Annotated in this window: 18 protein-coding genes; 13 read left to right on the forward strand and 5 right to left on the reverse strand. The window is 65.2% G+C overall.

Annotation, left to right across the window (positions count from 1 at the left end):
- Positions 1 to 12 precede the first annotated feature (12 nt).
- From ACQE2J_RS08395 to ACQE2J_RS08455, 13 genes are all read left to right on the forward strand, one after another.
- Positions 13 to 1,149, forward strand: coding sequence for a group 1 glycosyl transferase (locus ACQE2J_RS08395; protein WP_135542041.1), 1,137 nt, complete (start codon positions 13 to 15; stop codon positions 1,147 to 1,149).
- An 8-nt stretch (positions 1,150 to 1,157) separates the two neighbouring features.
- Positions 1,158 to 2,837, forward strand: coding sequence for a CTP synthase (locus ACQE2J_RS08400; protein ID WP_426937447.1), 1,680 nt, complete (start codon positions 1,158 to 1,160; stop codon positions 2,835 to 2,837).
- Between the two features lie 92 nt (positions 2,838 to 2,929).
- On the forward strand, positions 2,930 to 3,730 hold the full coding sequence (locus ACQE2J_RS08405; RefSeq protein ID WP_135542037.1) for an NUDIX domain-containing protein: 801 nt from the start codon (positions 2,930 to 2,932) through the stop codon (positions 3,728 to 3,730).
- Positions 3,731 to 3,736: 6 nt separating this feature from the next.
- Positions 3,737 to 4,687 carry a site-specific tyrosine recombinase XerD gene (xerD, locus tag ACQE2J_RS08410; RefSeq protein WP_135542035.1) on the forward strand — a complete coding sequence of 317 codons (951 nt, stop codon included), beginning with the start codon at positions 3,737 to 3,739 and terminating at the stop codon, positions 4,685 to 4,687.
- Between the two features lie 38 nt (positions 4,688 to 4,725).
- The gene (locus ACQE2J_RS08415; RefSeq protein WP_135542081.1) at positions 4,726 to 5,595 is read left to right on the forward strand and encodes a ParA family protein; all 870 of its coding nucleotides are present in this window, start codon (positions 4,726 to 4,728) and stop codon (positions 5,593 to 5,595) included.
- 146 nt (positions 5,596 to 5,741) lie between these two features.
- Positions 5,742 to 6,632, forward strand: coding sequence for a segregation and condensation protein A (locus ACQE2J_RS08420; RefSeq protein ID WP_426937501.1), 891 nt, complete (start codon positions 5,742 to 5,744; stop codon positions 6,630 to 6,632).
- Positions 6,629 to 7,300, forward strand: coding sequence for an SMC-Scp complex subunit ScpB (gene scpB, locus ACQE2J_RS08425; RefSeq protein ID WP_425120369.1), 672 nt, complete (start codon positions 6,629 to 6,631; stop codon positions 7,298 to 7,300). Before ACQE2J_RS08420 ends, scpB begins: the two co-directional genes overlap by 4 nt.
- 17 nt (positions 7,301 to 7,317) lie before the next feature.
- Positions 7,318 to 8,178, forward strand: coding sequence for a pseudouridine synthase (locus ACQE2J_RS08430; RefSeq protein ID WP_135542029.1), 861 nt, complete (start codon positions 7,318 to 7,320; stop codon positions 8,176 to 8,178).
- Positions 8,175 to 9,473, forward strand: a complete 1,299-nt coding sequence (locus tag ACQE2J_RS08435) for a prephenate dehydrogenase (protein WP_240690054.1) — start codon at positions 8,175 to 8,177, stop codon at positions 9,471 to 9,473. The genes ACQE2J_RS08430 and ACQE2J_RS08435 overlap by 4 nt, the downstream gene beginning before the upstream one ends.
- Positions 9,470 to 10,129, forward strand: coding sequence for a (d)CMP kinase (gene cmk / locus ACQE2J_RS08440; protein WP_135542027.1), 660 nt, complete (start codon positions 9,470 to 9,472; stop codon positions 10,127 to 10,129). The genes ACQE2J_RS08435 and cmk overlap by 4 nt, the downstream gene beginning before the upstream one ends.
- A complete protein-coding gene (der, locus tag ACQE2J_RS08445; RefSeq protein ID WP_135542025.1) occupies positions 10,126 to 11,637 on the forward strand; it encodes a ribosome biogenesis GTPase Der in 1,512 nt (503 codons plus the stop codon). The genes cmk and der overlap by 4 nt, the downstream gene beginning before the upstream one ends.
- Entirely contained in the window at positions 11,638 to 13,131 is a 1,494-nt protein-coding gene (locus tag ACQE2J_RS08450) for an AI-2E family transporter (protein ID WP_426937448.1), read from the forward strand. It abuts the gene before it with no gap.
- 16 nt (positions 13,132 to 13,147) lie between these two features.
- Entirely contained in the window at positions 13,148 to 13,774 is a 627-nt protein-coding gene (locus tag ACQE2J_RS08455) for an L-threonylcarbamoyladenylate synthase (RefSeq protein ID WP_135542023.1), read from the forward strand.
- A 107-nt stretch (positions 13,775 to 13,881) separates the two neighbouring features.
- Here ACQE2J_RS08455 and ACQE2J_RS08460 read toward each other — a convergent pair whose 3' ends face one another.
- The 5 genes from ACQE2J_RS08460 to ACQE2J_RS08480 form a co-directional block, all read right to left on the reverse strand.
- Positions 13,882 to 14,586 (reverse strand): ABC transporter ATP-binding protein, encoded by a 705-nt coding sequence (locus ACQE2J_RS08460; RefSeq protein ID WP_135542021.1) that lies wholly within the window; start codon positions 14,584 to 14,586, stop codon positions 13,882 to 13,884.
- Positions 14,586 to 15,374 carry an ABC transporter ATP-binding protein gene (locus ACQE2J_RS08465; protein ID WP_135542019.1) on the reverse strand — a complete coding sequence of 263 codons (789 nt, stop codon included), beginning with the start codon at positions 15,372 to 15,374 and terminating at the stop codon, positions 14,586 to 14,588. Before ACQE2J_RS08465 ends, ACQE2J_RS08460 begins: the two co-directional genes overlap by 1 nt.
- Entirely contained in the window at positions 15,371 to 16,462 is a 1,092-nt protein-coding gene (locus ACQE2J_RS08470; RefSeq protein ID WP_135542017.1) for a branched-chain amino acid ABC transporter permease, read from the reverse strand. The genes ACQE2J_RS08465 and ACQE2J_RS08470 overlap by 4 nt, the downstream gene beginning before the upstream one ends.
- Positions 16,459 to 17,325 (reverse strand): branched-chain amino acid ABC transporter permease, encoded by an 867-nt coding sequence (locus ACQE2J_RS08475; protein WP_135542015.1) that lies wholly within the window; start codon positions 17,323 to 17,325, stop codon positions 16,459 to 16,461. The genes ACQE2J_RS08470 and ACQE2J_RS08475 overlap by 4 nt, the downstream gene beginning before the upstream one ends.
- An 87-nt stretch (positions 17,326 to 17,412) precedes the next feature.
- Positions 17,413 to 18,624: an ABC transporter substrate-binding protein gene (locus ACQE2J_RS08480; RefSeq protein ID WP_135542013.1), complete on the reverse strand. Its 1,212-nt coding sequence runs from the start codon at positions 18,622 to 18,624 to the stop codon at positions 17,413 to 17,415.
- Positions 18,625 to 19,058 lie beyond the last annotated feature (434 nt).

Consider the following 19,058-nt stretch of genomic DNA (forward strand, 5'->3'; position numbering starts at 1 on the left):
GAGGATGAGGAAATGAGCGAATCCGGCGAGGTCAACCCACTGAGCGCAGACACGAGGATTCTGCACGTGCTCGCCGAGACCACCGGCCCAGTCGTCGAAGTGGCGAAGCTCGCCGTGCTCGGTCACCTCCGTGCGGGCTTCAAAGTCGCCGTCGCCGCACACCGGTCGCTGCTGGGCACCTTCGGAGTTCCCGAGGAGCTGGCCGACGAATTCCGCGAGATCGAACTCGCGGCGCGCCGACGCTTCTCCATGGCCGACCCGAACACCGCCTTCACCCTGCACAAGTACTACCAGCACGTGGACATCGTCCACGCGCACGGACTGCACGCGGCGACGCTCGCCGGGCTCGCCTTCACCGGCCTGCCCGCCCGCCTGCATCCGAAAGTCGTCGCCACGATCGAGTCCTTCGACTCCGCGAACGTCATCGAGAAGACCGGCGCCGAGATCGTCGGCCGCACCGCCACCGCCGTCCTCGGCACGACCGAACCTGTCGTCGACTACTACAGCGGGCGGGTCCCGATCGTCGAACGCGCCGAGCTCGTCCACCCGGACATCGACGTCGATCTCACGGTGCGCACCCCGCGCGCCGATGTCCGACGCGAACTCGGAGTCAAGGAAGGCACCTGGGTGGTCGCCAGCCCCATCGCCCTGCGCGACCACACGGCGCTGGCGACCGTGCTCGACGCCGCCGTCCAGATCAACAGCCGACGCCCCGACCGCAACGTCGTCTTCGTCCTCACCGGCACCGGTAAGGACCGGTCGACGGTGTCCCGCGAATTCTCCGACCGCGGCGTCATCGTCGCCCCTGCCGGCGACCTCGTCGATGTGGCCGCGGCCGCCGATGTCGTCATCGCCAGCGAGACGATGACCGGTCTGTCCCACGAAGACCTCATGCAGCTGTCGAAGCCTGCCGTGTTCATCGGCAGCGAACGCCGCGCCGGCATCTGGGGAGAGGCCGCGAAGAGCGTCGACGCCGACGACACGGACGGTCTGCTGCGTGAGATCAATCATCTTCTCGACGACCCGGCCGGACGCGGCACCTCCGCCGTAGCCGCGAAGAAGCGGGTCATCGACGTCAGCAACGGCGCCGCGATCTCCGCTACGCTGCTCGACCTGTACGCCGAGGCCGACGCCGCCGCGGATTCGTGAGCCGGACTTTGATAGAATCAAATCCCGTGGTGAATCGAACTGGCCCAGGTGGCACTCATACGGCAAAGCACATCTTCGTCACGGGAGGCGTCGCCTCTTCGTTGGGAAAGGGACTGACGGCATCGAGCCTCGGTCATCTGCTCACTCAGCGCGGCCTCACCGTGGCCATGCAGAAGCTGGATCCCTACCTCAATGTGGATCCCGGCACGATGAATCCCTTCCAGCACGGTGAGGTCTTCGTCACCGAGGACGGGGCCGAGACCGATCTCGACATCGGCCACTACGAGCGTTTCCTCGACAACAACCTCGACGGCGCCGCGAACGTCACGACCGGCCAGGTCTACTCCTCGGTCATCGCCAAGGAGCGCCGCGGCGCGTACCTCGGCGACACGGTCCAGGTCATCCCGCACATCACCGACGAGATCAAGGCGCGCATGCGTGCGCAGGCCGAACGCCCCGAGGCCGACCGCCCCGACGTCATCATCACCGAGATCGGCGGCACCGTCGGCGATATCGAATCTCAGCCCTTCCTCGAGGCCGCCCGCCAGGTCCGCCACGACATCGGACGGGACAACGTCTTCTTCATCCACGTCTCCCTCGTGCCCTACCTCGGGCCCTCGGGCGAACTGAAGACGAAGCCGACGCAGCATTCGGTGGCGACCCTGCGCTCGATCGGCATCCAGCCCGATGCGATCGTGCTGCGCTCCGACCGCGAGCTGCCGGACTCGATCCGGGCGAAGATCGCCGGGGCCTGTGACGTCGAAACCGACGCGGTCGTCTCCTGCGTCGACGCTCCGAGCATCTACGACATCCCGAAGGTCCTCCACGACGGCGGCCTCGACGTGTTCGTCATCCGCAGCCTCAACCTTCCCTTCCGCGATGTCGACTGGACGAAGTGGGACTGGGTGCTCGAACGTGTGCACAACCCCTCGAGCGAGGTCACGATCGGCATCGTCGGCAAGTACATCGATCTGCCCGATGCCTACCTGTCGGTGACCGAGGCGCTGCGTCACGGCGGCTTCGCCAACGACGCGAAGGTCAAGATCCGCTGGATCGCCTCCGATGACTGCGAAACCGAAGCCGGAGCCGAGAAGGCGCTGGCCGGACTCGATGCGATCTGCGTGCCCGGCGGCTTCGGCATCCGCGGCATCGAAGGCAAACTCGGCGCACTCAAGTACACCCGCACCCATCAGATCCCGACCCTGGGTCTGTGCCTGGGACTGCAGTGCATGGTCATCGAGTACGCCCGCAATGTCGCCGGCATCGAGGCGGCCTCGTCGTCCGAGTTCGACCCGGAGACCACGGTCCCGGTCATCGCGACCATGGCCGAGCAGCTCTCCATCGTCGAAGGCGAAGGAGACCTGGGCGGGACCATGCGGTTGGGCACCTACGAAGCGAACCTCGCCGAGGGCAGCGTCGTCGCCGGTGTCTACGGTGCGACGACGATCAGCGAACGGCACCGCCACCGCTACGAGGTCAACAACACGTACCGGGATCAGCTCGCCGAGGCGGGGCTGGAGTTCTCCGGCACCTCACCCAACGGTGAGCTCGTCGAGTTCGTCGAACTGTCCGCCGAGACCCACCCGTTCTATGTCTCGACACAGGCCCACCCCGAGCTGAAGTCGCGTCCGACCGCGCCGCACCCGCTGTTCGCGGGGCTCGTAGCCGCGGCGCTGGCGCGTCAGTGAGCACTGTGACCACTGTTGTCAGCGAATGCCGTCGGCGGACACGCCGGCGGCATTCGCCGTTGCACCACCGTCGATGAAGAGGAAGGCAGACGATGAGCACCCTGCAGGATGAGCCGTACACTCCGTCGATCTCCGGATCCGAGGTCGTCTACCGCGGTGCGGTCTGGGACATCCGACGCGAGAGCTTCGACCTGCCCGAAGCCTCCGGACTCGTCCGCGACCTCATGGCCCATACCGGTGCCGTGGGGATCGCCGTCGTCGACGACCAGCAGCGGATGCTCCTCGTCCAGCAGTACCGGCACCCGGTGCGGTCCCGTCTGTGGGAGGTCCCCGCGGGCCTGCTCGACGTTGCCGGAGAAGACCCGGTCGACGCGGCCAAGCGGGAACTCGTCGAAGAAGCCGACCTCACGGCCGAACGCTGGGAGGTTCTCAGCGACTCCTGCCTGACACCGGGCGGCAGCTCCGAGACGATGCGGCTCTACCTCGCCCGTGACCTGGCGTTCGTGCCCGAGGCCGACCGGCATGAACGCGACGAGGAGGAGGCAGGGTTCCGCTTCCGCTGGGTCAGCGTCGACGAGGCGCTCGACGCTGTGGCCGAAGGACGGGTCACGAATGCGATCGCCCAGTTGGCGATCTTCCAGGTCGACAGAGTGCTGCGCGCCGAAGCGGCCGGACAGCCGGTTCAACTGCGCGCCGTCGACTCACCGCGGCCCCTCGTCGACGGACGCCCGGATTTCGGTCGCGGTGCCGAGGTCGAGACGAGAAGCGAGCCGACAGAGAACGTGGTCGCGGGAAGCGCGCCGACAGGGAACGTGGCCGGGCGAAACGCGCCGACAGGCAGCGCGACCGCGGGGGACGGACCAACCGGTTCCGATCGCACCGACGAGGCCTGATTCCTCGTGGCTCGGCACGGCGCCGAACTGCTGCCCGACGACCTCTCCGCAGAACTGCGTCGAGGGTTCGAGTCCTACCTCAATTCCCTGCGCTTCGAACGCGGCCTGTCCCGCAATTCCATCGACGCCTATGCTCGTGACCTCGCCCGATACGGAACCTGGCTGAGCGGTGAGGGGATCGGCCGCCTCGGCGAGGTGGAACGGTCCACCGTCGAAGCCTATGGTCTGCACCTGCTCGACACGGGGCTCGCTCCGCGGTCGCGGGCACGGGCCCTCGTCGCAGTCCGGCGCTTCCACACCTTCGCACTGGCGGAGAATCTCGCCCCCACGGACCCGGCTTCCGAGGTCAGTCCGCCGCAGGAAGGGCTGCGCCTGCCCAAGGCGCTTTCGCTCGACGAGATCGAGGGGATGCTTGCCACGACGGCGGGGGAGGAGCCCGTCCAGATCCGGGCCGCGGCCCTGCTCGAGCTCCTCTACGCCACGGGAGCGCGCATCTCCGAAGCGGTCGGCGTCGACCTCGATGACGTCGACCTCGACTCCGGGCTGGTCCGTCTCTACGGCAAGGGCGGGAAGGAGCGGATCGTTCCCTTCGGATCGCACGCGGCAACGGCACTGGGGGCGTGGGTGTCGCGCGTGCGGCCGGGGATGGCGGCGAAGGCGAAGACCTCGTCGCCGGCCGGGGCGCTGTTCCTCAACGCCCGCGGAACCCGGCTCTCGCGGGTCTCCGCATGGCAGATCGTCAAAGACGCGGCCGAGGCGGCACGGATCGACGCGGAAGTCTCTCCGCACACGTTCCGGCACTCCTTCGCCACCCATCTGCTCGAGGGTGGGGCCGACATCCGTGTCGTTCAGGAGCTGCTCGGGCACGCCTCGGTGACGACGACGCAGATCTATACGAAAGTTTCTGAAGAGACACTGCGGGAAGTGTACGCGACCTCGCACCCCAGGGCGCGGTAGGGTTGGACGAAGAGCAACGAAAGGTGGCCATCCGAGTGATGAATACGCAAGAGGCGTTGGATATCCCCCAGCAGAAGACCGCAGCAGCCGAGCCCGAGGAATTTCCGGAGCCGGCCCCCTTGGCTTCGCATGGACCCGCCCGCATCATCGCCATGGTCAATCAGAAGGGCGGGGTCGGGAAGACGACCTCGTCGATCAACCTCGGCGCGGCTCTGGCCGCATACGGCCGGAAGATGCTGCTCGTCGACTTCGACCCGCAGGGCGCCCTGTCCGTCGGTCTGGGCCTCAACCCCTATGACCTCGACATCAGCGTGTACAACCTGCTGATGAATCCGCGTCTGGACCCGCACGAGGTCATCGTGGGCACGGACTTCGAGGACATCGACATCCTCCCAGCCAACATCGACCTCTCCGCCGCCGAAGTGCAGCTCGTCGGCGAGGTCGCCCGTGAGCAGGTGCTTGCGCGGGCGCTGTCGAAGGTCGCCGACGAATACGATGTCATCCTCATCGACTGCCAACCCTCGCTCGGTCTGCTCACCGTCAACGCCCTCACCGCCGCCCATGGCGTGATCATCCCGCTCGAGACCGAGTTCTTCGCCCTCCGCGGCGTCGCTCTGCTGGTGGAGACGATCGAGAAGGTCCAGGACCGACTCAACCCCTCGCTCGAGGTCGATGGGATCCTCGCGACGATGTTCGACTCGCGGACCCTGCACTCGAAGGAAGTCATGTCGCGGGTGACCGAGGCCTTCGGCGACAAGGTCTTCGGGACCGTCATCAATCGCACCGTGAAGTTCCCCGATGCCTCCGTGGCCGCCGAACCGATCACGAGCTTCGCCCCCAAACATGCCGGGTCCGAAGCCTATCGGCGACTCGCACGGGAGCTCATCGCCCGCGGAGGCGCACCCTGAGCGAGACCATCCAACAGGGCACGCACGATCCCGCAGCCAGCACCGACGACGGTGCCGGAACTGCGGATGACACGGGCACGGCAGTTGAAGGGTTCCAGGTCGAACTCGAGAACTTCTCCGGGCCCTTCGATCTGCTGCTCGGGCTGATCTCGAAACGACGTCTCGACGTCACGGAGATCGCCCTGGCCGAGGTCACCGACGAGTTCATCTCCTACACCACCGAACTCAAGGACAAGGCGAACCTCGCCGAGATCTCCCAGTTCCTCCTCGTCGCGGCCACCCTGCTCGACCTCAAGACCGCGAGGCTGCTTCCGCACGAAGAGGGCGAGGAGGTCCTCGACCTCGAACTCCTCGAGGCCCGCGACCTGCTCTTCGCCCGCCTGCTCCAGTACAAGGCGTACAAGTCCGTGTCCGGTTACCTCGCCGAGGCGATGGCCGCCGGATCGATCCGCGCGCCCCGCGACGTCGCCCTCGAAGCCGAGTTCCAGGACGTGCTGCCGCCGCTGGAGATGAACATCGGCCCCGGTGAGCTGGCCGGGATCTTCGCCACCGTGCTCCAACGCGACCACACACCGCCGAGTGTCGCCGTCGACCACATCCACCTGCCGCTGGTCAGCGTCTCCGAGCAGCGCGGCCACATCCTCTCCCTGCTGCGCGCCGGAGAGATCGACTTCGCCGAACTGCTCGAGACCGCCGAGAACACCCTGGTCGTCGTCGCCCGATTCCTCGCACTGCTCGAACTGTTCAAGGTCGGACTCTGCGATTTCGACCAGCCCGAACCGCTGGGGCGGCTGCTCATCCACCGCACCGAAATGAGCGAAGACGGCGTCGACCTGCGCACCGAGGGCGACTGGAGCGGAGACGAAAGCGGCGACGACTCAGCAGGCGGCGACCCGTCGATGTCCGACAACGATGAGGGCGCTGACGATAGTAGGGGAGGCGACAGCGAGGGCGACGGGGGCGCTGGCGATGATGGGGAAGATGACAACGAGGACGATGAGGGCACTGACGCTGCTGGGGGAGACGCACAAGCATGATCGATGACGAGATCCTTGCCGGCATCGAAGCCGTGCTCATGATCACCGACTCGGCCGTGTCCGCCGAGGAGCTCGCCACTTCTCTCGGCCTCGACGTGGACACCGTTGTCGAAGCGATCACCACACTCAAAGCCGACTACGACGGCGATGCGGACCACCGGCAGCGCGGTTTCGAAATCCGCCACGTCGCCGGAGGCTTCCGCATCTTCTCCCGCGGTGACTACCACGAAGTCGTCAAGGACTTCCTCACCGCCGGGCAGAGCGCGAAGCTGTCCCAGGCCGCGCTCGAGACCCTCGCCGTCATCGCCTACCGGCAGCCGATCTCCCGACCCCGCATCGCCGCGATCCGCGGAGTCAGCGTCGACGGCGTCATCCGCACCCTGCTGCTGCGCGGACTCATCGTCGAAGCCGGGAAGGAAGCGTCCACCTCGGCGCTGCTCTATGCCACAACCCCGCAGTTCCTCGACACGATGGGCATGAACGCGATCGACGACCTGCCGGACATCGCCCCCTACCTGCCCGAGGACGCCGACGTCGCCGAACTCGGCTCCGATGACGATGAGGTGCTGGCCGAGATCGACGGCGACCTCGATGCCGATGACGATATGCCTGCCACCGGGGCCGATATCGCAGCCCCGGGCGCCGAGATGTCACGACTTGACGATTGATTTGAGAGAATGGGTATATGAGTCCCTACCGTGATCCACGCGCCCCTGGCGGGCGCCAGAACCGACCGAGCCGAAAACAGCGTGCATCGACCGCCGCGAAGTCCTCGAACAAGGGCGGTTCCGGCACCGGCCAGACATCGGATGCCCATGTCAGCGACGGTGTGAGGCTGCAGAAGGTGCTCGCCGAGGCGGGCCTGGGCTCACGTCGGGCCTGCGAGCAGCTCATCGTCGACGGACGCGTTGAAGTCGATGGGCAGATCGTGACCGAGCTGGGCACCCGGATCGACCCCCAAACGCAGTCCGTGTACGTGGACACAGTGAGAATTTCGACACAGACCAAGAAGGTCTACCTCGTGCTCAACAAGCCGGCCGGCGTCGTATCGACGATGAGCGACCCCGAAGGTCGCCCCTGCCTGGCCGACTACGTGCGCAACAACACCGAACGGCTCTTCCACGTCGGTCGTCTCGACACCGAGACCGAGGGGCTCATCCTGCTCACCAACGACGGAGAGCTGAGCAACCGTCTGGCCCATCCGCGCTACGAGGTTCCGAAGACCTACCTGGCGAAGGTCAAGGGCCAGCTGGCCAAGGACGCCGGCGCCATCCTCAAGGCCGGAATCGACCTCGAAGACGGCTTCGTCAAGGTCGACGACTTCAAACTCGTCGACTCGACCCCCGGCAAGTCCGTCGTCGAACTCACCCTCCACTCCGGCCGCAATCGGATCGTGCGCCGCCTGCTCGAAGAGATCGGCCACCCCGTGGAACGACTCGTACGTCTGCGCTTCGGACCGGTCGTCCTCGACGAGCAGAAGCAGGGCAAGATCCGTCCGCTGCGCTCCGATGAGGTCGGCTCCCTCTTCGAGGCCGTCGGATTGTGAGAGTCCACATCATCGGCACCGGCCTGCTCGGTGCCAGCCTGGGCTTGGCGCTGAGCGCAAAGGGCCATCAGGTGACCCTGGAAGACACCTCGCCGACGGCTCAGCAGCTCGCTGCGGACCTCGGTGCCGGACGTCTCCTCGACGCCGCTTCCAGCGCCGACCCGAGCACCGATGCCACGACCGACTCCGGCGCCGACCGCACTGCCGACTCCAGCACCGTCCGCACTGCCGGCTCCGGCACCGAGCCGAGCGCCCAGGCGGCCGGCTCGTCTGCACCCACGGCAGCGGCATCGGCTTCCACGGTCACGGCTTCAGCACCCACGGCACCGGCTCCCACGGTCACGACTTCGGCTCCCATACCCCCGGACATCGTCGTCGTGGCGACCCCGCCCGACGTCGCCGCCCGCGTCATCGCCACTGCGCTGGAGACCTACCCGAACGCGACTGTCACTGATGTCGCCAGCGTCAAGACCCGCCTCCTCGAGTCGGTGAAGACCCTGGTCACAGCCGCGCAGCTCGACCGGTACATCGGTTGCCATCCGATGGCCGGGCGGGAGAAGTCCGGGGCGATCGCCGCACAGTCGGACCTCTTCACGGCCCGGCCCTGGGTGATCTGCTCGGACGAGGACACACCGGGCTCCCGCCTCGGCGAGGTCATCGCCATGGCCGAGGACACGGGCGCCTCGGTGCTCCACCTCGACCCGCGCATCCACGATGCCGCGGTCGCGAAGGTCTCGCATGTGCCGCAGATCGTCTCCTCCCTCGTCGCCTCCCAGCTGCGGCACGCACCTCTCGAGGAGATCGCGCTGGCGGGGCAGGGTCTGCGCGATGTCACGCGCATCGCCGCATCGGATCCGGGCCTGTGGACGCAGATACTGACCGGCAACGCCGAGGAAGTCCGGTCCGTGCTCGTCGACCTGCGGACCGAGCTCGACGAAGTCATCGGTGCTCTCGAACTCGGCCCCGGGGCGACCGGACAGCTTGCGAAGGCGATCGCGCTGGGCAATGAGGGACACGACCGGATTCCCGGCAAGCACGGGCAGCCGCCGACCACCTATGCTGTTGTCACGATCCTGGTTCCGGACACGCCCGGAGCCCTGGCCCGACTGTTCAAGGACATCGGCGACCTCGGCGTCAACGTCGAAGACTTCCGGATGGATCACGCCTCCGGTCGGAAACTCGGCATGGTCGACGTGTCCGTGGTCCCGGCCATCCAGCAGGAGCTGGAGATCGGATTGCTGTCGAAGGGATGGCAGATCCCCGAATCCGCCATCGAGAAAGAAGGAACTGCATGAGCGTCATAGCCATTGACGGACCGTCCGGAGTGGGGAAGTCGAGCACCGCCAAGGAGGTGGCGCGCAGGCTGGGCTACCAGTACCTCGACACCGGTGCGATGTACCGGGCGATGGCGTGGCTGTGCCTCAACCGCGGAGTCACCGACCCCGTCGACGTGCTCGAACAGGTGCGAGGCGCCGATCTGGAGATCTCGCTGAGCCCCGACGAATTCTTCGTCTCCGTCGACGACATCGACGTCACCGAGGACATCCGCGGTGAGGACGTGTCCGCGAATGTGCAGACCGTCTCCGGCGTCATCGACGCACGTGAGGAGCTCATCGACATGCAGCGGGCGTACATCGCCGCCGCCCCCGAGGGCATCGTCGTCGAAGGCCGCGACATCACCACCGTCGTCGCCACCGACGCCGAGGTGCGCATCCTCATGACCGCTCGCGATGAGGTCCGCGTGGCCCGCCGAGCGAAGGAAGTCCACGGAAACGCCGACGCCGAGGCGGTCGCCGCCACCCAGGATCTCGTCACAGGCCGTGACGCGAAGGACTCCGCCACGACGAGCTTCCTCGAAGCCGCCGACGGAGTGTACACACTCGATACCAGCGACATCGATTTCGATCAGGTGGTCGAGACGGTGCTGCAGCTGGTGAAGGACTCACAATGAGCGAACCCGAATTCCATGAGACACCCGACGAGGACCTCGTCGACCGTGTTGAGAGCATCAGCGACGAGGAAGCCGAGCAGCGGGCGACCGCGCTCGAAGCCGGACTCGAAAGCTATGAGCTCGAGGACGAAGACCGGGCGCTGCTGCACGCCTACGGTTTCGAGGACGAGGAAGAGGAGGCCCTCGGTGCCGCTCCCGTGCTCGCCGTCGTCGGCCGACCCAATGTCGGCAAGTCGACGCTGGTCAACCGCATCCTCGGTCGTCGCGAAGCCGTCGTCGAAGACGTTCCCGGAGTCACCCGTGACCGGGTGAGCTACCGCGCGGAGTGGAACACGAAGGAATTCACCCTCGTCGACACCGGCGGGTGGGACCAGGACTCGAAGGGCATGGCTTCGCGGATCGCCATCCAGTCCGAGATCGCCGTGGACATGGCCGATGCCGTCGTCCTCGTCGTCGATGCGACGACCGGTCCGACCTCGACCGATGAGATGATCGTGAAGATGCTGCGGCGGAAGAAGAAGCCTGTCATCCTCGCCGCGAACAAGGTCGATGACGAGCGCGGCGAACTGATGGCCGCCGAACTGTGGGGCCTGGGCCTGGGCCAGCCGTGGACGGTATCGGCTCTGCACGGTCGCGGAGTCGCTGACCTGCTCGACGAGGTTCTGACGATTCTGCCCGAGGTCTCGGCCGTCGACGCCCGTATCGAAGAGGGCGGACCGCGTCGCATCGCGCTCGTCGGGCGTCCGAATGTCGGCAAGTCCTCCCTGCTCAACCAGCTCATCGGCACCGATCGTGTGCTCGTGGACAATGTCGCCGGCACCACGCGTGACCCCGTCGATGAGCTCATCGAGCTCGGCGGGAAGCAGTGGCGTTTCGTCGACACCGCCGGCATCCGTCGTCGTGCCCATCAGGCCAGCGGCGCTGACTTCTATGCTGCGCTGCGGACGCAGACCGCGCTGGAACGCGCCGAGGTGGCCCTCGTCCTCCTCGAGGTTCAGGAGCCTCTGAGCGAGCAGGACGTGCGCATCGTGACCACCGCAGTCGAAGCCGGCCGTGCCGTGGTGCTCGCGTTCAACAAGTGGGATCTGCTCGATGACGAACGCCGCTACTACCTCGAACGGGAGATCGAACGGGACCTCGGGCATGTGGCGTGGGCTCCGCGGGTGAACATCTCCGCGAAGACCGGTCGGCATGCGGAGAAGCTCGTCCCCGCGATGGAGGCAGCACTCGAGGGCTGGGACACCCGCATTCCGACGGGTCGGCTCAATGCCTTCCTCGGTGAGCTCGTCGCTGCGAACCCGCATCCCGTGCGCGGCGGCAAGCAGCCGCGCATCCTCTTCGGCACTCAGGCGCAGTCGCGTCCGCCGAAGTTCGTGCTCTTCACCACCGGATTCCTCGACCCCGGCTACCGTCGATTCATCATTCGCCGTCTGCGTGAGACCTTCGGGTTCAAGGGCACCCCGATCGAGGTGTCGATGCGCATCCGCGAGAAGCGGCGGAGACGCTGAGTGAACGAGGGCGAGCGGTCCGAGGATTCGACCGCACACGACGATGCGGCAGCCGGTGCGGCCGGTGCCTCGGCACGCCCTGCTGAGCCCGGCCCGTCCGCTCCGCCTGGCCCGTCCGCTCCGACTGGCCCGTCCGCTCCGACTGGCCCGTCCGCTCCGTCCGCGGAGTCGCAGTCTGAACAGGCCACGGACGCCGCTTCGGCTGCCGACTCGGAAACGACGGGGGACGACTCCGGTCGCGCCGCCTCGGTGATCGAGGATTCGGCTGCCGGCATCGACGAATCAAACGCAGGTGTCGACGACTTGGGCGCCCACCTCGACGGCTCGGGAGTCGGCGTCGACGAATCGGGCCCTGGCTTCGACGACTCGGGCGCCGACGTCGGCCCCCGGCCCTGGCACTCGCGCCCACCGGCACGCGCGCTCATGATCGCGGTGACCATGGCGGGGCTGGCCTACGCTCTCATGTTCTTCCGCGGTCTGCAGGACATCGTGGCTCCGGTGTTCCTCGCCCTCAACTTCTACATCGTCGTCTACCCCGTGCAACGGCTCCTCACCCGGTTCAAGGTGCCGCGCGCGATCGGCGCATCCATTTCGGTGATCCTCGTGCTGTGCATGATCCTCGCCTTCTTCGGGCTCACAGCGTGGTCGGTGGCCGAGCTCGTCATCCTCATCCCCAGCTACAGCAACGAACTCGCCCACTCGTACCAGAACGCACTGGCGATGCTCTCGGACATCGGGGTGACCTCCTCGGTGATCCAGCAGCAGCTCAAGGCCTTCGACGTGCGCTCCGTGCTCGATGCCATCTACCCGCTGCTGACGAACGTGTCCTCGGTCGCGGGTCTGCTCACGACGGTGATCATGTCGGTCTTCTTCGTGGCGATGGATTCGATGGGCATCGACAGGCGGATGACGATGCTGTTGGACATCAAACCCTCCCTGTCGGCCTCGTTGGGCGACTTCGCCCGCGGAGCCCGTCGCTACTGGGTGGTCGCCACGATCTTCGGTCTCATCGTCGCCTTCCTCGATGTCGTCGCCTTGGCGATCATCGATGTTCCACTCATCTGGGTGTGGGGCGTGCTCGCGTTCCTCACGAACTACATTCCGAACATCGGCTTCGTCATCGGCCTCGTCCCGCCGGCTCTGCTCGCGCTCGTCGACAGCGGCTGGCAGTCGGCGGTGTGGGTGATCGTGGCCTACAGTGTGCTCAACTTCGTCATCCAGGCGATCATCCAGCCGAAGTTCACAGGAGAATCCGTCGGCGTGACCCCGCTCGTGTCGTTCCTCTCCCTGCTGTTCTGGGTGTGGATCCTCGGGTGGCTCGGAGCCTTGTTGGCGCTGCCGGCGACCCTGCTGCTCAAGGCGCTGCTCGTCGACGCGGACCCGCGGGCGAGGTGGGTGAACATCCTCCTGGCCTCCGACGCGGACACGGGGACGGGAGATCCGGTGACGGGATCGGCGCGAAAGGGCGCGGCCCCCTCGCCCTCCGAAGCCTGAGTGGTTAGCATGAAGTATGGCGACACTACTGAATATCCATCCGGAGAACCCACAGGACCGACTGATCGAGAAGGCCGCCGAGTCCCTGAGAAATGGTGGGCTCATCGCCTACCCCACGGACTCCTGCTACGCGCTGGGCTGCGCCCTGGACAACAAGGACGGCATCGAGCGGATCACCCGCATCCGGCAGCTGGGCTCGAAGCACCACTTCACGCTCATGTGCCATGATTTCGCCCAACTGGGACAGTTCGTCATCGTCGACAACTCGGATTTCCGGGCGATCAAATCAATGACGCCGGGGCCGTTCACCTTCATCATGAAGGCGACGAAGGAAGTGCCGCGGCGGATGATGCATCCGAAGAAGCATTCGGTCGGGGCGCGGATTCCGCAGAACGTCACCGCGCTGGCTCTCGTCGAAGCGATGGGCGAGCCGATCCTGTCGTCGACTCTGCTGCTGCCCGGCGATGAGGATCCGCTCACCCACGCCGAGGATGTCGTGGACCAACTGGGCAACGACGTCGACATCGTCATCGAATCCGGCGTGCCCGGAGTCGTGCCGACCTCGGTCATCGACTTCACCGGCCGGTTCCCCGAGGTCGCCCGGGTCGGAGCCGGAGACGTCTCCCGCTTCCTCGAGGAATGACGAACGCGTGCACGTGCACGCATAACCGACCGACAATCAGAACGGATGATGCCTCGCCGAGGTGGTGGTTGCGCCTCGGCGAGGCATCAGCTGCGTCTCGGAGCGCGTCAGAGACCCAGATAGGCTGCCTGGACGTCCGGATTGTCAAGCAGCCGAGAGGCATCATCGGCGAGCACGATCCGACCTTCAGCGAGGACATAGCCGCGATGGGCGATCGCCAGCGACGCCTTCGCATTCTGCTCGCTGAGCAGGACGCCGATGCCGTTGCGATTGATCTGTGCGACGGATTCGAGGACCTGTTCGACGACGATCGGTGCCAGACCCATTGACGGTTCGTCGAGGATCAGCAGGCTCGGATCCGACATCAGCGCCCGACCGATCGCCACCATCTGCTGCTGTCCGCCCGACAGCGAGCCGGCCGGCTGCTTCGCCTTCTCCTTGAGGATCGGGAACAGGTCGAGAACCTCCGCATAGATCTCCTCGGTGCGGGAACTGTTCCTGTGCGGGTACGACCCCAGCCGCAGGTTCTTCTCCACCGACATCTTCCCGAACAGATGACGTCCCTCGGGGCAGTGTGCGATTCCGGACTTGACGATGGCGTTGGCGCGGGCTCGGTGGAGTTTCCGGCCCTCGTAGTCGATCGTTCCCGTCCGCACGCGCATGAGTCCGCTGATGGTTCTGAACAGCGTGGTCTTTCCCGAACCGTTCGCGCCGAGGATGACGGTGAGTTCGCCCGCCCGCGCGGTGATGCTCACGCCGTGGAGGACGTCGGTGGCATCGTAGCCGGTGCTGACATTGTCGAGTGTGAGCATCACTTCTCCTTCTGGTCCGTCGGATCCTGGGGCGTCGAACCGAGATACGCATGGATGACGTCCGGATTCGACTGGATCTCGGAAGGCACGCCGAAGGCGAGCTTCTGCCCGTGGTCGAGGACGAGGATCGTGTCCGCGAGATCCATGATCATCGTCATCTTGTGTTCGACGAGGAGGACCGAGACCCCACGCTGGGGCAGCGAACGGATGAGGTTGCCGAAGTCCGCGGTCTCCTCCTCGGGGATGCCGCCGGCGGGCTCATCAAGGAGAATCAGCTCCGGTTCGGTCGCCAAGGCCATGGCGACGGCGGTGCGCTTCTGCACCTCTTGCGGAACATTGGAGGCCAGATCGTGCCGGTATTCCGCCACCCCGCAGTACTCGAGAGCCTCCATGGCACGGTCTTCATTGATCCGAGACTCCCGGCGGTGCCGCGGAGTGTGGAAGACAGCGTCGAAGATGGTGGACTTCGAACGCACGATCCGACCTGCCAGCACGTTTTCCAACAGGGTGCTGTCATCGAACAGGTTCGTGGTCTGAAAGGTGCGTGCGATTCCTCCGGCCACCGTATTGTGCGGCGAGGAGTGGGTGATGTCCTCGTCCTTGAAGCGGATGCTGCCGGACGTCGGCCGGTAGAAGCCGTGAACGAGGTTGAACAGGGTCGATTTGCCGGCACCGTTGGGGCCGATCACCGCGGTGATCCGTCCCTCTTCGACGTCCAGGTCCACGTCCTTGACCGCATCGAGTCCGCCGAAGCGTTTGCCGAGGCCACGTATTTCCAACAGGGTCATTTCTTCTCCTCGGGAGCGGCCGGGCCGCCGGAACGGGTGACATGGGAATCTGCCGCGTCGTCGTGTCCGGACGGGCCACCTCGGTTCGCTGACTCAGCGGCTTCCGCGCTTCGGCGGGCGGCGGCAACTCGCCGTCGACGATTGCGTTTGTCGACGAACCCGCCGAGGTAGCCGATGATTCCCCTGGGTGCGAAGATCACGAGTGCGACGATGATCGGTCCCAAGACGATGAAGCGGTAGGCCTGGAAGTCCTGGAACAGCTCGAACAGGAATGTCACGATCATGCTGCCCAAGAGCGGTCCTGCGACCGTACCCATGCCTCCGACGAGGATGAACATGAGGAATTCGAAGGTCTTGTCCAGGGACGCGGAATCCGGGCCGATGAAGCCGACGACGGTGGCGTACAGGCCGCCGCCGATGCCGCCGAAGACCGCGGAGGCGGCGAAGGCCAGCTGCTTGCTGAAGCCGACTCGCACTCCGATGGCGTCGGCGAGGTCTTCGCTGGTTCTGATCGTGAGCAGGGTCCGGCCCACACTCGAGCGGCGAACTGCGTAGGTGATGTAGACGCAGATGAGCAGGATGACGAAGACGAGGTAGAACATTGCCACCGGCGAACCGAAGTCGACGAGGCCGCCTCCTTCGGGGAACTTCACATTGTTGACTCCCGAGTGCGCATGGGTGACAGATTCCCACCGGCTGATGACCAGGAAGATGATGAAGCCGATGGCCATGGTGAAGATGGCGAAGTATTCGTCTTTCGTGCGCAGTGCGATGAGCCCGCACAGGTATCCGATGACGGCGGTGCCGATCACGGAGACGGCGAAAGCAGACCAGAACGACCAGTCGTAGTCGGTGGTGAGCAGTCCGACGCCGTAGGCGCCGATTCCGAAGAAGCCGCCCTGCGCCAGGGACAGCTGTCCCGTGAAGCCGAGGATGATGTTGAGTCCGTAGACCGCGATCGCCGCGCACATTCCGACGGTGATGACTCGCATGGCGTAGTTCTCGTGTGCGAAGAAGAGCGGAGCCGCAGCGATGAGGACGACGAGGGCGAATGTGCCGATGATTCTCGGGTTCTTCAATGCGTTCATCGCTGCACCGCCTTCGTGAAGAGTCCATTGGGTTTGATGGCCAACACGGCCACGAGAACGATGAAGGCCACGGTGTCACCGAATGCCGAGGACACATAGGTGGCGGTCATCGTCTCGGCGATCGCCAGGACGAAACCGCCGAGGATCGCACCGGGCAGGGACCCGAGCCCGCCGAGGATGATGATGGCGAAGACCTTGAGGTTGAGGGCATCGCCCATCGTGGGGGAGAGCAGGTTGATCGGTGCGACCAGTCCTGCCGCGATCGTGGCCAGGAGGGCCGAGAGCCCCAAAGTCAGCATCGACACCATGGACGGGTTGATTCCGACCAGGGAGGCGCCGATGCGATCCTGTTCGATCGCTTCGATCGTCTGTCCGTGGATGGAGCGTTTGATGAACCAGGCCAGCAGGGCCAACACGATCACCGCAGTGATGATGATGACGATGCGCTGGGCGGAGATCTCGGCGCCGAGGACTCGCAGTTCGCCGGTGATCGGTGTGTCCATCCGGCGGAAATCCGCGCCCCAGATCGCTTGTGCGAGGGCTTGGAAGAAGAACATCGCACCGACGGCCGCGATCATGTGGTGAGTGTGCGGAGAGTTCCGAAGCGGGTGGAAGACCAGACGTTCGAGACCGACGCCGAGGACGAAGAGGATGATCGCGGCCATTCCGATCGCCGCGATGTAGGGGACGCCGATGGTCGTGAGGAAGAAGTACGTGATGTAGGCGCCGAGCATGTACAGCGAACCATGCGCCAGGTTCGGAATGCGCAGGACGCCGAACACCAGGGTCAGACCGATCGCAGCCAGACAGTAGACACCGCCGAGTGCGAGGCCGTTGAAGAGTTGTTGGATGAAGAGAGTCATGATGATTCTGGTCCTCTGCAGGCATGAGGGCGGCTCGGGTGAGGCGCCGTCGTGGCGCCTCACCCACTGTCGTGCCGCAGACGGAAGTTACTTGTTGTCCGAGACCTGTTCGATCGGGATCTTCGTGTACTTGCCGTCGTCATCCAGGAAGGTCGCCTCGAGGTTCGGGTTGACCAGATGCCCTTCGTCGGTGATCTCCTCAGGGAACCCGTTGACCTTGTACCGGTCGTCGACTTCCGGAAGCGCGTCCGTGATGGCTTCGCGAATCTTCTCCGGATCGTCGGTGCTGCCCGAGACTTCCATCGCCTTGGCGATGATGGCGATGCCTTGGTAGTTCAGCGCCGTTTCGCTGGTGGCCACCTTCTTGTCCCCGGCTTTGTCGGCGAACTTCTTGAGGAAGTCCTCTGTGCCCGGGTCTTCGTATTCGGCGACAGGCAGGACTCCGACGGAGTTCTTGAGATTGTCGAGCTTCGTCACGGTCGCCATCTCGTCGAGTTTGGCCTGATCCATGACGAGGAAGCTGCCCTTGAAGCCCTGCTTGCGTGCTTCCTCCATGATCAGAGCGGTCGGCTGAGAGGGTCCGCCGACGAAGATCGCATCGGGCTTCTCTGCCAGTGCCTTGGAGACGGGTCCGGCGAAGTCGGAGACCGTGGCGTAGTCGATGCTGTTGTCCTTGCCGATCTCTCCGCCGGCGGCGCTCCACGATTCGGTGATCGACTCGGTCCACTGCTGACCGTATTCGCTCTGCGTTCCCAGCAGTGTGAGCTTCTTCCCGCCATGTTCCATGGCGGTTTCGGTGAACTCATCGGCGTAGGACTCGAAGTTCGGAGGGATCATCATCGTCAATGGATTGTCCGATTGCACGATCGCCGGATCCGAGGTGTACGCGGAGATGAGGAAGTTCGATCTGCCGCTGTTGATCTGCTGGATCGCTTTGATCGCACCGGCGTTGGGGGAGACGACGACCGGTGCTTTGTCCTGATCGGCCAGGCGCTGGGCATTGCTTGCCGCCGTGGCTGGTGCGTATTTGTCGTCGAGGGCCTTCAGCTCCAGAGTGACGGGCTTGCCGTCGACTTCGACTCCGTCGGAGTTGAGGTCGTCGATGGCCATTTCGAGGCCGATCTGGACGTTCTCTCCGTATGCTGCGCCTCCACCGCTGAGCGGTCCGGTGTAGCCGATGACGACTGTGTCGCCTTCTCCCGAACCTCCACCTCCACAGGCGCTCAGCGACAATGCGAATGCGCCCACGACTGCGGCGGCCAATAGTCTTCGACTGCGGTTTCGCGAGACAGAGTGCATCTTTTCTCCTTTGAAAAGCTCCCGGAGCGAGGACGCTCCACACAGTGTCCGAGGTGTCTTCTGTGACGGTTCTCGGAAGGCGCCGTCGAGATGAGATCGACAGCGACTGATTTGAACCTTCCCAAAACAATCCGGCGAAGTCAATGATTTTCGACGAGATTTTTGAACGTTCGATAATCAATCAGATTCGTCGCCTTGTTTCCGTAAAAGGCGAGGTGAGGCGTGGTGCGGAGCCGAATCCGGGGCGCTCGCGCCGCCTGTGCGGCTCTGCTATCGCGCTGATATGCCCACACTTTGAGCAATCAATCGTTCAGCGACGAGAAATGGTCTAGAGTGAAAGCGGTTGCGCAAGAGACCCCGGTCACATCGGCACTGCAGCGGAGGGTGACAGCTCGTGATCGCGCGATACGACATTGATATCTGAGACCACTATT

This window comes from Brevibacterium sp. LE-L (assembly GCF_050214925.1).
Lineage (GTDB): Bacteria > Actinomycetota > Actinomycetes > Actinomycetales > Brevibacteriaceae > Brevibacterium.

Coding starts and splice junctions, on each gene's coding strand:
- ACQE2J_RS08395 (WP_135542041.1), top strand. CDS start 13: ATGAGCGAATCCGGCGAGGTCAACCCACTGAGCGCAGACACGAGGATT.
- ACQE2J_RS08405 (WP_135542037.1), top strand. CDS start 2,930: ATGAGCACCCTGCAGGATGAGCCGTACACTCCGTCGATCTCCGGATCC.
- ACQE2J_RS08415 (WP_135542081.1), top strand. CDS start 4,726: ATGAATACGCAAGAGGCGTTGGATATCCCCCAGCAGAAGACCGCAGCA.
- scpB (WP_425120369.1), top strand. CDS start 6,629: ATGATCGATGACGAGATCCTTGCCGGCATCGAAGCCGTGCTCATGATC.
- ACQE2J_RS08430 (WP_135542029.1), top strand. CDS start 7,318: ATGAGTCCCTACCGTGATCCACGCGCCCCTGGCGGGCGCCAGAACCGA.
- cmk (WP_135542027.1), top strand. CDS start 9,470: ATGAGCGTCATAGCCATTGACGGACCGTCCGGAGTGGGGAAGTCGAGC.
- der (WP_135542025.1), top strand. CDS start 10,126: ATGAGCGAACCCGAATTCCATGAGACACCCGACGAGGACCTCGTCGAC.
- ACQE2J_RS08455 (WP_135542023.1), top strand. CDS start 13,148: ATGGCGACACTACTGAATATCCATCCGGAGAACCCACAGGACCGACTG.
- ACQE2J_RS08460 (WP_135542021.1), bottom strand. CDS start 14,586: ATGCTCACACTCGACAATGTCAGCACCGGCTACGATGCCACCGACGTC.
- ACQE2J_RS08465 (WP_135542019.1), bottom strand. CDS start 15,374: ATGACCCTGTTGGAAATACGTGGCCTCGGCAAACGCTTCGGCGGACTC.
- ACQE2J_RS08470 (WP_135542017.1), bottom strand. CDS start 16,462: ATGAACGCATTGAAGAACCCGAGAATCATCGGCACATTCGCCCTCGTC.
- ACQE2J_RS08475 (WP_135542015.1), bottom strand. CDS start 17,325: ATGACTCTCTTCATCCAACAACTCTTCAACGGCCTCGCACTCGGCGGT.
- ACQE2J_RS08480 (WP_135542013.1), bottom strand. CDS start 18,624: ATGCACTCTGTCTCGCGAAACCGCAGTCGAAGACTATTGGCCGCCGCA.